The 14,310-nt window shown below is 64.0% G+C and carries 12 protein-coding genes and 1 pseudogene; 5 read left to right on the top strand and 8 right to left on the bottom strand.

Going from position 1 to position 14,310, the window contains the following annotated elements:
* Positions 1 to 181: pseudogene (locus NKI95_RS10140) on the top strand (IS630 family transposase); the annotation flags it as partial.
* Positions 182 to 302: 121 nt separating this feature from the next.
* Here the strand turns inward: NKI95_RS10140 and NKI95_RS10135 are convergent.
* The gene (locus NKI95_RS10135) at positions 303 to 926 is read right to left on the bottom strand and encodes a L,D-transpeptidase (RefSeq protein WP_352716383.1); all 624 of its coding nucleotides are present in this window, start codon (positions 924 to 926) and stop codon (positions 303 to 305) included.
* 260 nt (positions 927 to 1,186) lie between these two features.
* Complete coding sequence (locus NKI95_RS10130; RefSeq protein ID WP_352449454.1) at positions 1,187 to 2,206, bottom strand: LacI family DNA-binding transcriptional regulator; 1,020 nt, start codon at positions 2,204 to 2,206, stop codon at positions 1,187 to 1,189.
* 216 nt (positions 2,207 to 2,422) lie between these two features.
* On the opposite strand from NKI95_RS10130, the gene NKI95_RS10125 reads away from it, so the two are divergent.
* The 3 genes from NKI95_RS10125 to NKI95_RS10115 are packed head-to-tail and all read left to right on the top strand — an operon-like array spanning position 2,423 to position 6,278.
* The gene (locus tag NKI95_RS10125; protein ID WP_352716381.1) at positions 2,423 to 4,006 is read left to right on the top strand and encodes a sugar ABC transporter ATP-binding protein; all 1,584 of its coding nucleotides are present in this window, start codon (positions 2,423 to 2,425) and stop codon (positions 4,004 to 4,006) included.
* Complete coding sequence (locus tag NKI95_RS10120; RefSeq protein WP_352716379.1) at positions 4,003 to 5,316, top strand: ABC transporter permease; 1,314 nt, start codon at positions 4,003 to 4,005, stop codon at positions 5,314 to 5,316. The genes NKI95_RS10125 and NKI95_RS10120 overlap by 4 nt, the downstream gene beginning before the upstream one ends.
* On the top strand, positions 5,313 to 6,278 hold the full coding sequence (locus NKI95_RS10115) for a substrate-binding domain-containing protein (protein ID WP_352716377.1): 966 nt from the start codon (positions 5,313 to 5,315) through the stop codon (positions 6,276 to 6,278). Before NKI95_RS10120 ends, NKI95_RS10115 begins: the two co-directional genes overlap by 4 nt.
* 68 nt (positions 6,279 to 6,346) lie before the next feature.
* Here NKI95_RS10115 and NKI95_RS10110 read toward each other — a convergent pair whose 3' ends face one another.
* Genes NKI95_RS10110 through NKI95_RS10085 form a run of 6 tightly spaced genes read right to left on the bottom strand, consistent with a single transcriptional unit; the run spans position 6,347 to position 13,408 of the window.
* Positions 6,347 to 6,808 (bottom strand): MarR family winged helix-turn-helix transcriptional regulator, encoded by a 462-nt coding sequence (locus tag NKI95_RS10110; RefSeq protein WP_023718174.1) that lies wholly within the window; start codon positions 6,806 to 6,808, stop codon positions 6,347 to 6,349.
* Entirely contained in the window at positions 6,805 to 7,389 is a 585-nt protein-coding gene (locus NKI95_RS10105; protein ID WP_023676966.1) for an amino acid synthesis family protein, read from the bottom strand. Before NKI95_RS10105 ends, NKI95_RS10110 begins: the two co-directional genes overlap by 4 nt.
* The gene (locus tag NKI95_RS10100) at positions 7,382 to 8,257 is read right to left on the bottom strand and encodes a UPF0280 family protein (protein WP_352716375.1); all 876 of its coding nucleotides are present in this window, start codon (positions 8,255 to 8,257) and stop codon (positions 7,382 to 7,384) included. The genes NKI95_RS10105 and NKI95_RS10100 overlap by 8 nt, the downstream gene beginning before the upstream one ends.
* Positions 8,257 to 9,798, bottom strand: a complete 1,542-nt coding sequence (locus NKI95_RS10095) for a 6-hydroxynicotinate reductase (RefSeq protein WP_352716373.1) — start codon at positions 9,796 to 9,798, stop codon at positions 8,257 to 8,259. Before NKI95_RS10095 ends, NKI95_RS10100 begins: the two co-directional genes overlap by 1 nt.
* Positions 9,795 to 12,548: a molybdopterin-dependent oxidoreductase gene (locus NKI95_RS10090; protein ID WP_352716408.1), complete on the bottom strand. Its 2,754-nt coding sequence runs from the start codon at positions 12,546 to 12,548 to the stop codon at positions 9,795 to 9,797. Before NKI95_RS10090 ends, NKI95_RS10095 begins: the two co-directional genes overlap by 4 nt.
* Positions 12,548 to 13,408 carry an FAD binding domain-containing protein gene (locus NKI95_RS10085; protein ID WP_352716371.1) on the bottom strand — a complete coding sequence of 287 codons (861 nt, stop codon included), beginning with the start codon at positions 13,406 to 13,408 and terminating at the stop codon, positions 12,548 to 12,550. The genes NKI95_RS10090 and NKI95_RS10085 overlap by 1 nt, the downstream gene beginning before the upstream one ends.
* 272 nt (positions 13,409 to 13,680) lie before the next feature.
* Between NKI95_RS10085 and pncA the strand changes: the two genes are divergently transcribed.
* A complete protein-coding gene (gene pncA / locus NKI95_RS10080) occupies positions 13,681 to 14,280 on the top strand; it encodes a bifunctional nicotinamidase/pyrazinamidase (protein ID WP_023718168.1) in 600 nt (199 codons plus the stop codon).
* Positions 14,281 to 14,310: the final 30 nt, after the last annotated feature.

Below are 14,310 nucleotides of genomic sequence, written 5' to 3'. Positions count from 1 at the left end.
CTCCCCCGACCTCAACCCGATCGAGCAGGCCTTCGCCAAGATCAAGCATTGGATGCGACAAGCTCAGAAGCGTACCGTCGAGGACACTTGGCGCCACATCGGCCACCTCGTTGCGACGATCGAACCCGGCGAATGCAAAAACTACTTCACAAACGCCGGATACGCTTCCGTCAAAACGTGAAAGACTCTAGGCAGGGAACATCGCGAACAGGTGTGCGAAGACATCGCGAACAGTTCGCGCGTTCTACGCGGAGAGTGTTCGATCCGTCATGCTCGTCTGTTAGACGGAAACGCGGCGTCTACTAAATGACGACCACCTTGGTGCCGATTGTAGAGCGGTTATAGAGATCGATGATGTCCTGGTTCATGAGGCGAATGCAGCCCGCCGACACAGCTTTGCCGATGGACCACCATTCAGGGCTACCGTGCAGGCGATATCCAGTGTCACCTTTCTCGTTGAAAAGATAGAGCGCGCGCGCCCCGAGCGGGTTCATGAGTCCGCCCTCCATATGAGCCGGTATGATGCGGCCTCGCTTCTGCTCGCGCACGATCATCGCAGACGGCGCGCTCCAATCCGGCCATTCGCGCTTCCTCGCAACGTGAGCGGTGCCATGCCATTCGAAGCCCGCCTTGCCAACGCCGATTCCGTAGCGCAGCGCCTGACCGTCTCCCAACACGTAGTAGAGGAACTTCGCTCCTGTATCGACAATGATGGTGCCAGGCGCCTCTTCAGTCGCATAAGGCACTGTCTGCCGAAGGAACTTCTGGTCAACCTTGTAGATCGGAACCGACGGAACGCGAAAACCGGCATCGGTGAGGCCGCCATAGGCCGAGGGGGAAGTCTTTAATGCGCCGCCGGTGGTGCAGCCGAAGAATGCAACCATCCCAGCAAGTACCAGCCCGGTTAGGATCGATTTCACGCGCATGACTCAAGCCGGCGCCCGTGTGAGCGATCAGCCGCATCTCGTCATATTCCTAATCCCACATGCTTCGATTGCCAAGATTTTCCTGCTTGTCGGCGGGCTGATTGTTGGCCACTTGGCTCGATCGGCGCCGCGTCCTTCAATTGCTCGGTTTTTCGAACGACGAACGCCCGTAGCGGCTGCGAAGGGCCGGGGTCGGCAGGACAGAGGGAGCGCTGTCCGTCCGGCATTACAAAGTTTCTGAACAGAGCCCAAGCCAAGCGCTACGCGCTGACGCTCTGCGCAGTCGCACCTAGCGGGCGGCATGAATTGCGGATCATCAAGCGTCCCTTGAGCGTCAGCTTGCGCGGCGGCGCATCCCTGTTTCCGGCGAGCCGGTCGAGCAGCAGATTGGCCGCCTGTTCGCCAATCGCCTGCACCGGCTGTGCGACCGTGGTCAATTGCGGCCGGAACACATCCGACCACGGAAAATCATCGAAGCAGGCGACCGAAATATCCTCCGGACAGGACAGGCCGATATCGCGAATGGCCTTCATGGTGCCGATCACCATCGGGTTGTTGGCCGAAAAGATGGCGCTCGGCCGGTCGTGCAGCGAAAGCAGCTGCATGGTCGCGTTGTAGCCGTCGACTTCATGGAAGTTGCCGAAGCGGACGAGCTCGGCCTCGGCCGGCAGGCCGGCGGCCTGGAGGGCCTCGCGGTATCCCGCCATGCGGTCATGCATCGGCGAGATATCGAAAGAGCCGGAGATGTAGCCGATGCGCCGATGGCCGAGATCGATCAGGTAGGTGATGGCGTCGAACACCGCGCGCTGATTATCGAGAACGACGGCATCGGTGTCGACACCCTGGCAAACACGGTCGAGCAGCACGACCGGCACATTGGCGTCGTCGACAATCCGTTTGAGGATCGCGCCGTCGCCGACACGCGCGACGATCAGCCCGTCGACCATGCGGTCGAGCAGCAGCCTGATCTGATCGTCCTGCGTGTTCAGGTGCTCGTCGGTGCAGCACAGCATGACGGCGTAGCCGGCCCTGTCGAAAGCCTGCTGGATCACCGAGACCACGTCGGTAAAGAACGGGTTGGTGATGTGTGGGACGGTGAGCCCGATGGTGCGTGTGGTTCCCATCTTGAGGCTGCGGGCGATGGCATTGCGCTTGTAGCCGATGTCGCGGATCGCCTGTTCGATGCGCTGGCTGAGCTCGGGGCTGACGGTCGCGGTGCCGTTGATCAGCGCCGACACGGTGGCCACGGAAACACGCGCGGCCTCGGCCACATGAAGCATGGTCGGTGCAGTGGATTTACGCTGCCTTTTTCGCCCTGACGCTGTCATTTTCGAAACGTTTCACCACTCCGCGGCAGCAATACCTACGGAATCTTATGGTTTTGCGCAAGAATTGAAATGGAACAATCTCAGGCTCCAGATATTGGCTTGACATGATCGAAACGTTTAGATTAGCGTTTGAGGTGTTCGGTGACGACGGAGGGAGGCCGTCCTTGTATGCAGCACGGCAATTCCATCCCTGCACAAGGCGTTATGGCGGACGGCTCGGCTGTCGTGCTGAGCGCCGAGCACATCTCCAAGTCCTTCGGCGGCATCGCCGCACTTGTTGATGTCGGCTTCGAGCTGCGGCGCGGCGAGGTCCATGCGCTGATGGGCGAGAACGGCGCCGGCAAGTCGACGCTGATGAAGATCCTGTCCGGCGTCTATACGGACTATAACGGAACGGTCAGTATCGATGGCCATGCGGTGCGCTTTGCCGGCGTCCGCGAAGCCGAGCGCACCGGCATCGCCATCATCCACCAGGAGCTGAACCTCGTCCCCGAACTCAGCGTCGCCGACAACATCTTTCTCGGCCGCGAGAAGCTGATCGCCGGGCTGATCGTCGACCGCAAGGCGAGCAGCCGCGCTGCCGGCGCGCTGTTGCAAAGGCTCGGCATCGAGCTCGATCCGGATGCGCGTGTCGGTGCCTTGCGCGTTGGCGAACAGCAACTGGTCGAGATCGCCAAGGCGCTGTCGATGTCGGCACGCATCCTGATCATGGACGAGCCGACCTCGGCGCTTTCGCCGGCCGAATGCCAGCGGCTGTTCCGCATCATCCGCCAGCTCGCAGATAGCGGCGTGGCGATCGTCTACATTTCACACCGCATCGACGAAGTCATGCATCTGGCCAGCCGGGTCACCGTTTTCCGCGATGGACGCCACGTCCTGACGCAGGCGATGGACAAGCTCGACGAAGACGCCATAATTTCGGCGATGGTCGGGCGAAACCTGCTTGCTTCCTCCCAGGAGCACCGCATCCCCGGTGGCAACACGGTCCTGTCCGTCAGCGAGCTGTCGTTGTCGAAGCCCAATCGCCATGGCTGGCGCACCGTGCTGGACGGCGTCAGCTTCGATCTTGCTGCAGGTGAAATCCTCGGCATCGGCGGGTTGCTGGGCTCGGGCCGCACCGAAATCCTGGAAACGGTCTTCGGGTCCAGCGGCGGACGTGCCGGCGGTGAGATCAGGCTCGATGGCGAGGCAGTAGAAATCCGTTCGCCGCGTGATGCACGCCGGCTCGGCATCGCCCTGGTTACAGAAGACCGCAAGACGCAAGGCCTGCATCTCGAGGCCTCGATCACCGACAATGTCGCGCTGCCGCTGGTCGGCGCGCTGGCGCGGTTCGGCCTGCGCTCGCTGGCCGGCGAGCAAGGGCTGGCACGGGACGCCGTCAAGGCGCTCGGCATTCGCTGCGAGACCGTCGAGCAGCCGGCCGGCACGCTGTCCGGCGGCAACCAGCAGAAGGTCGTCATCGGCAAGTGGTTGGCGACGAGGCCGCGGGTGCTGCTGCTCGACGAGCCGACGCGCGGCATCGATGTCGGCGCCAAGCGGGAAATCTACGATCTCATCTTCAAGCTGGCGCGAGACGGGCTGGCGATCGCCGTCATCAGCTCGGAATTGCCGGAGCTGCTGCATCTTTCCGACCGTATCCTGGTCATGGCCGACGGCCGCCAGACGGGAATGCTGTCCCGAGCGCAAGCCAGCGAGGAGGCCATCATGCGACTTGCGGCGCCGCGACGGACCATGACGAGGCCTGCCGCATGAGCATTTTGCAAATCCTGTCCCGGACGAAGCTCTATTGGGGCCTGATCGCCATTTTCCTGATCGGCGTGCTCGGCTCGCCGATCAGCTCCAAAGGCAACAACATCTTCCTGTCCTACGGCAACCTGCTCGATGTGCTGCGCCAGGTGTCGACCACCGGCCTGATTGCCACCGGCATGACGGCGGTGATCATCACCGGCGGTATCGACCTTTCCGTCGGCTCGCTGATGGCGATCTGCACGGTCGTCTGTGCCATGCTGCTGACGGTCCCCGGCGTGACGCCGGCGGTGGTGCTGGGGGTGCCGACAGTTGCCTTGGCAGCCCTTTGCCTCGGCATTCTCGTCACTCGTTTCATCCTGCTGAACATCGAAAAATCCCGCGCCGGCGCGCAGGCCACGCACGACATCAGGTTGGACAGCGTTCGCGGGCTGGTGACGCCCGGCATTGTCGGGGTGATCCTGTGCAGCCTGGTGCTGTGGTTCCTGCTGCCGCAGGTAGGCTCAAAATTCGGCGTGCTCGGCGTGTTGCTGGTGGCGCCTTGCGTCGGCCTGCTGTTCGGCGCGCTCAACGGCTTCATCATCGTCGCCGGGCGGCTGCAGCCCTTCATCGTGACGCTGGCGATGATGGTCACTGCGCTCGGCATCGCCCGGCTGACGGCCGGCCAGAACAATGCGGTGCTGCCGGTCTATACCGGGTCGAACGCCACAGCCGATTTCGAAATGCTGCGCTCACTGGTGTTCGGCGTGATCCCGATGCCGGGCCTGTTCTTCCTCGGCGCCATCCTGATCTACGGCGCCGTGCTGCGCTTCACCCCGTTCGGCCGCTATGTCTACGCAATCGGCGGCAATGAGGAGGCGGCGCGGCTGTCGGGCATCGCCGCTGGGCGGGTCAAGATCGCCACCTATGCCGTGTCAGGGCTGCTGGCCGGCATCGCGGCCGTGCTCTATGTCGCGCAGTACCGGCAAGGCAAGCCGGACGCCGGCGCCGGGCTGGAGCTCGACGCGATTGCCGCCGTGGTCATCGGCGGCACCAGCCTGATGGGCGGACGCGGCAGCCTCACCGGGACGTTCTGCGGCGTGCTGATCTTCGGGCTGCTCTCCAACATCCTGCAGCTGCACAACATCAATTCGAACCTTCAGCTGGTGCTGAAGGGGATGATCATTATCGGTACCGTGCTCGTACAGGAGCGCAATGCCGGTGATCTTCTCTTCTATCTGCGACTGCCCGGTGGGCAAGCGCACAAGGAAACGGCCGCGGCAAAGCGGCCGTCGCAAGAGACCGCGTCTCTGAATATTGGAGGAAACAAGAAATGAAACGACGTGAATTGTTGAAGCTCGCCGGGCTGACAGCGGCACTCCTGACCACGACCGCCATGCTTGCCGGCGGCGCCCATGCGCAGGACAAGAAGTGGAAGATCGGCTTCTCGCAGGTGACAACCATCGAACCCTGGCGCGCCCAGTTCAACAAGGACATCCTGGCCGAAGCGGCCAAGCATCCGGAAGTCGAGTTGATCATCACCGACGGCGAGGACAAGACCGAGAAGCAGGTCGCCGATGTCGAAAACCTGATCCGTCAGGAGGTCGATGCGCTCTTGGTATCACCGAAAGAATCCGCCGGCCTGACCGGTGTCGTGCAACAGGCGATCGATGCCAAGATCCCGGTCTTCGTGCTCGACCGCAACGTCGAAACCAACGACTACACGCAGTTCGTCGGCGGCGATAACAAGCTGATCGGCCGGGCTGCCGGTGAATATGCCGTCGAGCTGCTTGGCGGCAAGGGCAAGGCTGGCGGCAATGTCGTCGAGATATGGGGCGGCATGGGCACCCAGCCGGCACACGATCGCCATGACGGCTTCCATGAATTCACCGACAAGGAGCCGGGCATGAAATACCTGCTCGACCAGCAGTCGGGCGACTGGAAGCAGGACCAGGCCTACAACATCATGGCGACCGCGTTGCGCAACAACGAGAAGATCGATCTTGTCTACGGCCACAATGATCCGATGGCCTATGGCGCCTATCTTGCCGCCAAGGACGTCGGACGTGAGAAGGACATCAAGTTCATCGGCATCGACGGCCTGCCCAATGAAGGCGTGCAGCTGGTCGCCAATGGCGAGCTGACGGCGACGTTCACTTATGTGACGCCGGGCGCCGAAGGGCTGCGGCAGGCGATCAAGTTCCTTAACGGGGAGAAGGTGGAAAAGACCATCACCCTGCCGACGCAGAAGATCACCAAGGAAAATGCCGCCCAGATCCTGAAGGACAACGGCCTCTGAGACGAGGCTTTCCTGCCGGGCGTTCAGCGCCCGGCAGGAACAACAACCAAACGCCGGCAGGCAGCAGCTCAAGCCAGCTTGGCCAGCAGCTTCATGAAAATGGCCGCTTCCTTGGCGGAAAGCGGCGCCAGCGTTTCCTGCGTAATCTCGCGGGCAAGCGGAATCAGCCGCTCGATCGCGTCGCGCCCCTCGGCGGTCAGATTGACCAGCAGGCGCCGTTTGTCGACTTCGTGTTTGCTAAGTTCGACAAAGCCACGCGCTTTCAGCCGGTCGATGACGCCCTTCACCGTCGCCGCATCCATGGCGATCAGGCTGCCAAGCTGGTTCTGCGAGGTCTCGCCGACGTCGCGCAATTTGGCCAGAGCGGCGAATTGCGGCGGCGTCAGATCGGCGATATGTGCGGCAAAGATCGAGACGTGGCGCTGATGCGCCTTGCGCAGGATGAAGCCGACCTGCTCCTGCAAGCGATAGTCGTTTTCGTCAGGCTCCTCGGCCTCGACGAGCTTGAGCAGATTGTCTTCGGCGCTCACCGCAGCCCATCCCATGCCTTGATGTCCTTGGCAGCCAGCCCGCCCATGCGGTCGTGCACGCGCGGGCCGCAGGTCATGGCGAGGCAGAACAGGATCTCGTCGGGACGGGGGCCATCGCTGATGCCGATTTCCATGGCATCGAAATGGCTGCGCACATAGGCGGCGTTGATGTGGCCGAGCGGCACATCGAGCCGCGCGCCGAAGCCGCCGACCTTCTTTGCCGAGGGCACGATCGCCTTGGCATCGCCGAGCCGCTCGCGCATGGCATAGCCGCCCGGCACATGCCACAGCGCGCCGTGCTCCAGCTCGCCCGCCATGCCGACGATGGCGCCCTTGCCGTAGCCGTCGATCTGTTTGACGTCGCCGCCCAGTGCGGCAATGAGCCTGTCGGAGAGCAGCAGCCCGAGCGGCTTCAGATCCTCCATGGCACTCTGCAGTTCCTCGACGTAACGGCCGGCGAACGGGTTCTTCACCACAGCCATGGCCGCGGCGCGGCGCCGCGGCACCTTCGCCACCGGCCCACCTTCGTGAAAAATCTCTTCGGTCAGCACGGCGATCTTGCGGATCGGAAACTCAGGCATGAGCAATTTCCCTCTCTAAAACTTTGTTGGCGAGCGCCATCGGACCTGCGATGCGCACCTGATCGCCGAGGAAAAGCGCCGCGGCGGCAATCAGGCCGCGCCGCCGAAACTCCTCGGCAACGGCAAATCCGCCTTCCAGCGCAATAGCGATTTCAGCGGCGGAAAGCGGCCCCACGCCCTGCGTCACCAAACGGTCGCCGAGGTCGCTGTCAGGTGCGAGATCGCGCGCCTGCACGCGCCTAACGGCCGGATGACCTGGCAGGTCGACGGCGTTGGCGATCAAGGTCGCGGCGCCATCGGCTTCAGCACCCGTTCGCGCCAGCACTGTGACCGCGTCGGCGATGCCGAGCGAAAAGGACCGGCCGCGCCAGCCGCTTGTCGCGACGCCGCGGATCCCGTCTTCGGCGCGGATCGTGAGACGATCGGCCAACCCATGACCTGTCCCGGCGATGGCAAGCGTTATCGACTGGCCGTTGCAGAGATGGATCGCGCTGTCACCGCCATTGTTGACATAGGCGCGATCGAGCCGGCGGCCGGCAAGCAGTGCGCCAAGCACTTCGTCGGCTACCGAGCCGGCGACGGCCGCCATTGGTGTGATGAATTGTTTCGCTAGCGGAACAACCGCCGCTTCCATGCGGCGCGCCGTCGGGCCAGCGAAAGCCCGTGGCCGCGAGGCGGCCGGGCAGCGCAGTTCGGGCAACTCTTCGACCAGCTCGGGCAGGATCGTCTGGAAGCGCGCCACTGCCTGGCGATAGGCGGCGCGGCATTCGCTTGCCTCGCCGAAGGCCTCGACGATCAGATCGATCGGCCCATGATTGAGGTGAAGCCGTCGGCTGTCCTTGAGCCAATGCGCCTGCGGGCCGTTCATCACCCGGCCCCGTTTACCGCTGCGCGGCGCAACTGCGCCAGCGGCGGCCAGGGATTGTCGCCGGGTGCGGCCGTGCCCCGGCGCGGGTTGAGATACTCGCCGCCCTTAGCCAGGATATCATCGACGCTGCGGATTTCGGCTTCGTAGCCGCCGAGCCTGACATAATCGTCGCGGCGCATGGTGAACTCGATCGGCGCGACCAGCGCCGGCGTCGGGACATAGCCGAAGGCGCCTTCCGGCACGCGGGTGACGTCGACCATCAGCGTGATGCCGCCGCCCGGCCAGACATAGACCGGCGCGCCGCCGACCGTCACATAGGTCTTGAGGCCCTGCACCGAGCGGGTCAGATTGACCGGGTTCTCGGTGACGCCGGCGCGCAGCGAGCCGCCGGCCCCGCCGACGAAAAGCACGGTGCAGAGCGCCGGCTCGCAATTGTCCTCGATCAGTTCAACCGACTTCCGCAGCCGCTCCGGGAAGGGTTTCTGCACCGGCTTCAATTCGTCGTCGAGCTCGTAATAGGCGAATTGCTCGCCGGTGGTCGAGACCATCAGCAGCGACATGCCGGGGCGCGCACCCTTTTTGGCGTTCCATTCACCAAGGATCGACAGCGGGTCGGAAATGCTGGTGCCGCCCCAGCCGAGGCCGGGCTCCGAGACCTTGAAATAACGGCCCGGCGTCGAACGGCGGCCGATGATCTTGATGCCGGTGTCCTGCCAGCCAAGCACCTTGCCAGCCTGATGCTCGGAGACGACGCCGGTGATGTGGTCGTCGACCACCACCACCTCGTCGACAAGGCCGCGCCATTGAGTGGCGAACATGCCGATGGTGGCCGAACCGCAGCCGACGCGCATGCGCTGCTCGAGCTTGCCGTCGATGACAGGCGGCTTGCCGGCTTCGACGATGACTGTGGCGCCACCGTCGATGACGAGCTCGACCGGCTTGCGGTTGCACAGGCTGAGCATGGCGTCACAGGTGGCGCGCCCTTCAGCTTTCGAGCCGCCGGTCAAATGATGCACGCCGCCCAGCGACAGCATCTGCGAGCCGTATTCGCCGGTGGTGACATGGCCGATCGCCTCGCCTTCGGCACGGACCGTTGCCGTTTCGGGGCCGATATGACGGTCGGTGTCGATCTTCACCTTGACGCCGCAATAGGAGAAGATGCCCTCGGTGACGACGGTGACCAGATCGACGCCTTCGACCGCTTGGCTGACGATGAAGGGCGCCGGCTTGTAGTCGGGATAGGTGGTGCCGGCGCCGATCGCGGTGACGAAGCGGCGGCCGGTGTTGACCAGTTCGCCGTCCCAGCCCTTGCCTTCCTCCGCAAAGGGCACGACCGCGCCGCCTGTCTCGGCGGCGTGGTCGAGGATGGTCAGCGGATCCATCCGCACGATCCTGCCGCCGACATTGCCGTAGCGGTCGCAGGCGCCGGTGCGGCCATCGGCGATGTAGCACATGACCGGACACGCATCGCAGCGGATCTTCTCGGCCACCAGCTTTTCGCCGGGATCGTGTGTCTCGAAGCGTTCGGCAAGCTCGCTCATCGGCGCGCCTCCTTGTCGAGGATGGCGGCGCGGATGCGGGTCGGCGTCGCCGGAATTTTGGTGACCAGCACACCGGCGGCATGGCGTATGGCGTTGAGGATCGCCGGCGCCGTCGGGATCAGCACATGCTCGCCCAAACCCTTGGCCCCGAAGGGTCCTTCCGGGTCCGGAACTTCTATCAGGATCGTCTCGATCGGTGGCACGTCGCCGATCGTCGGGATCAGATAATCGTGCAGGTTTTCGGTGCGGCCGGGGATGTATTCTTCCATCAGCGCCATGCCGATGCCTTGGGCGATGCCACCCTCGATCTGGCCTTCGGCAAGCAAGGGATTGATGGCCTTGCCGACATCGTGCGCGGCGGTGATTTTTATCAGCTTCACGGTGCCGAGCCTGAGGTCGACCTCCAGTTCGGCGATCTGGGCGCCATAGCCATAGACGGCGTAAGGCTTGCCCTGACCTTTTGCATCGAGCGGCTGCGTCGGCGGGTCGTAGCTTTCCTCGGCCCGGAAGACGAATCCTTCGGCGTCTGCCTTCAGCGAGGAAAGATCGATGCGGCGCGTCGCTTCGCCTTCCCCGATGCTCAGGCTTGTGCCGTCCAGCGCAATCGCCGCCTTTTCCGAGACATTGGCGAAACGCAAGATCTCCTCGCGCAAGGCGCGGCCGGCCTTTTCGGCGGCCTTGCCGGTGACGAAGGTCTGGCGCGAGGCCGAGGTCTTGCCGGCGTCGGGGGTGATCGCCGTGTCGGCGCCTTTCAGCCGGAGTTGTTCAAGTGGAAGACCCAACGCGTCGGCGCAGATCTGCGCGATGACAGTGTTGGAACCTTGCCCGATATCGACGGCGCCCTGATGCAGGACGACTTCGCCCGATACCGAGATGCCGACCTTGATGGTCGACGGATTGGGCAGCGAGGTGTTGCCGCAGCCGTACCAGCAAGAAGCGATGCCGACGCCGCGTTTTTTGATGCTGCTGCCGGCATTGAACGCTTCGGCATCGCGAAGGGCACACTGCCAATGTGAGCGGAGGGCCTCCAGGCAGTCGGCGATGCCGACGCCCGACTCGAGCCGCTGCCCGGTAACTGTTTCGGATCCGTTCCGAAGGCAGTTCTTCAGGCGAAAGTCGAGCCGATCCATGCCGAGCTTGTCGGCCAGCTCGTCATAGAGGGTCTCCTGCATGATCGTCGCCTGCGGCACGCCGAAACCGCGAAAGGCGCCGGCAATCGGGCCATTGGTGTGGATGGCGCGGCCTTCGGCGCGATAGTTCGGCGTCGCATAGGGGCCGGAGGCGTGCACCGGCACGCGATTGGCGACCGTCGGCCCCCAACTGGCATAGGCGCCGGTGTTGAAATCGCCGGCGAAGACCATGCCGGTGACGCGGCCGTCGGCATCGGCGCCGATGCTCGCTCTCATCCGAGCGGGATGGCGCTTGGTGGTCGAGATCATCGATTCGTTGCGGGTATAGGCGAGCGCCGCCGGCCGGCCGGTTTTCATGGCGACGAGGCCGATGAGCGGTTGCAGCGAGACGTCGAGCTTGGAGCCGAAGCCGCCGCCGGTGGCGGTCGGCACGATGCGCACCTTTTCCGGGGCAAGGCCGAGCACTTTTGCCGTGTCGTCACGGTCCATATAGGGCGCCTGCGTGCAGGCGACGACGACCAGCGTGTCGCCGTCCATGAAGGCATAGCCGGCTTCCGGTTCGATATAGGCGTGCTCGACATATGAGGTGTCGATGGCGCCGGAAACGACGAAAGCCGCGTCCGCGAGCGCGGCTTCGGGGTCGCCACGCTCGACAAAGCCGGAGGTGAGCAGGTTCGAGGGCCGGTTTTCATGGACCAGTGGCGCGCCGCCGGCCTGCGCTTCGCCAGTTTCCAGAAAATGCGGCAATTCGGTCCAACTGACAGGGAAATCGGCAAGGTCGAGATCGAGGATAGTCTCGCGTTCGCCGGCAACCAGCGCCACCGCCTCGCCGCGAAAGCGCGAAAACCCTTCGGCGAGCGCCGGCTGGTCGGCGAAGGGTGCGATGACGCCGAAACAATTCCTTCCCGGAATGTCGGCGGCGGTGAAGACGCCGGCAATGCCGGGACGGGATTTCACCCAGGCATCGAGATCGCCGAAGCTGAAGGCCGCATGATAATGCGGCGAGCGGACCACCAGCACCGACAATGCATCCATGGGGAAGGAATCGCCGCCGAATTTTTCGCCGCCGGTGACTTTCGGCACGCCATCGAGGCGGATCGGAGAGGAGCCGACGGCATTGCCGGACAATGGCATGCGCTGATCGAGACCATCGGCGTGGCGCCAAGCATCCATTACCGCCGCAACGATTTTGCGGTAGCCGGTACAGCGGCAGAGCACGCCGCCCAGCGCATCCTGCGTTTCGGCCTCGCTCGGGTAAGGCGTCCTGTCCAGGAGTGCCGTTGCGGCGACTAGCAGGCCGGGCGTGCAGGCGCCGCATTGTGCTGCGCCATGGCTGAGAAACGAGGCCTGCAGCGCCGACAGCCTGCCATCGCCGAGACCTTCGACGGTCGTCACCACGGTGCCGGAGGCGGAAGCCGCGGGCATCAGGCAGGCGCAGACCGGCTCGCCGTCGACCAGCACCGTGCAGGCGCCGCAATCGCCGGCATCACAGCCGATCTTGGTGCCGGTCAGCCGCAGCTCGTCGCGCAACACCGCGGATAGCCGCCGCACCGGCGGCACGCAAACGCTGACGGCGGCGCCGTTGACCTCGAAGGCGATGTTGGCGTGCTCCATGCCCATCATGCTGCCGCCCTTTCGCCGGGAATAGCGCCCACAGCACCAAGCACGGCACGGGCAACGATCTCGCGCGCCGCATCCAGCCGATATTCGGCGCTGCCGCGCACGTCGCCGATCGGCGACAGCTCGTCCATTGGCGCGGATTGGATGGCAGTGGCCAGCGCTTGGCCGACGGGCAGGCCGCGTAGCGCCGCCTCGACACCCGCCAGGCGCCCGGCGACGACCGAGCAGGACCCGACGGCGACGGCCGCGTTCCTGACGACACCATCTTCGACGGCCAGGCGTGCGGCGGCCATGGCGATGGAGATGACGAGATAACGCCGCGCGCCGAGTTTCACGAAGGCGGAGCTGCCGGCGGTCGCGGGTTTGGGAATGCGGATTGCCGTGACCATTTCGCCGGGCTGCAGTGCGGTGCGACGGTTGCCGAGGATGAATTCTGCAAGGGGCAGATGCCGGCTCGCCACCGCGGAACGCAGTTCGACTTCGGCGTCGAGCACCAGCAGCGCCGGCACGCCGTCGGCGGCTGGCGAGGCATTGCAAAGATTGCCGGCAATTGAGGCAACGTTCTGGATCTGCACCGAGCCGACTTCCCGCGCCGCCTGCTTCAGCGCCTCGAAAGCCGCCGGCAGACGATGGCGGACGAGATCAGTCCAGGTGGTGCGCGCGCCAACGAGCCAATGGTTTTCGGCTTCGGCAATGCCGCGCAATGCCACCAGGCCATTGATATCGAGGACATTGTCGCGGAAAGGCTTGCTGCCCTGTGCCGGATAAAAGTCGGTGCCGCCGGCGAGGATGCGCCATTGCCCTTCGCCCAGCAAAGCGAGGGCGTCGTCGACCGTGGTGGGTTTTGCGTAACGGATCACGCTTTGCCTTCCCAGAATGGGCTTCCCGAGAGGGGATCCTGCCGAAAGATTTTCCCGAGCATGCAAGGCAGGAAATTCATTCGTATGCAAATGATATCAAGCCGGCAGGAATTGTCAAAGCCAGAGTTTGCACGGCTATGGGCACCGGTACGCCCGGAACGCATTTGTTATGCCATGAGAGGTTGACGCAGCCGGCCATCTGGTCAAGTTTCTGCGTCCGGTCGCGTTTTCATTGGAGCCTAAGCTCAAGACCAAGAAAATAAGGAGTCTCCATGGCCGACGAAGCACTTGTCGTCATCGACCTGCAGAACGATTTCTGCCCGGGTGGCGCCCTGGAAGTGGCCGGTGGCGACGAAATCGTGCCCTTGGTCAATGACCTGATCCGGCGGACCGAGCACGTCCTGCTGACGCAGGACTGGCACCCTGCCGGCCATTCGAGCTTTGCCTCCAGCCACCCCGGCAAGCAACCGTTCGAAACGATCGATGTGCCTTATGGCCACCAGACGCTGTGGCCGGATCACTGCATCCAGGGCAGCCTGGGATCGGATTTCCATTCGGGCCTCGCCTGGAGCAAGGCCGAGCTGGTGATCCGTAAGGGGTTCCGTCCTGCGATCGACAGCTATTCGGCATTCTTCGAGAACGACCGGACGACGCCGACCGGCCTTGCCGGCTATCTCCGTGATCGGAACATCGAGACGCTGACCCTGGTCGGCCTGGCGACGGATTTCTGCGTCGCCTTTTCGGCGCTCGACGCGGTCAAGCTCGGTTTTGAGACGTCCGTGCGGCTCGACGCCTGCCGCGGCATCGACCTCAACGGCTCCGTGGAGAGGATGCTGGGCCGGATGCGCGATGCCGGCGTGGCGCTGATTTGAACGTCATCCAGCCGAAGCTGACAGACTTTT

Source organism: Mesorhizobium sp. M0306 (genome assembly GCF_040321655.1).
Lineage (GTDB): Bacteria > Pseudomonadota > Alphaproteobacteria > Rhizobiales > Rhizobiaceae > Mesorhizobium.
The sequence above is the reverse complement of the archived record's forward strand: the minus strand, read 5'-3'. Positions and strand labels throughout refer to the sequence as shown.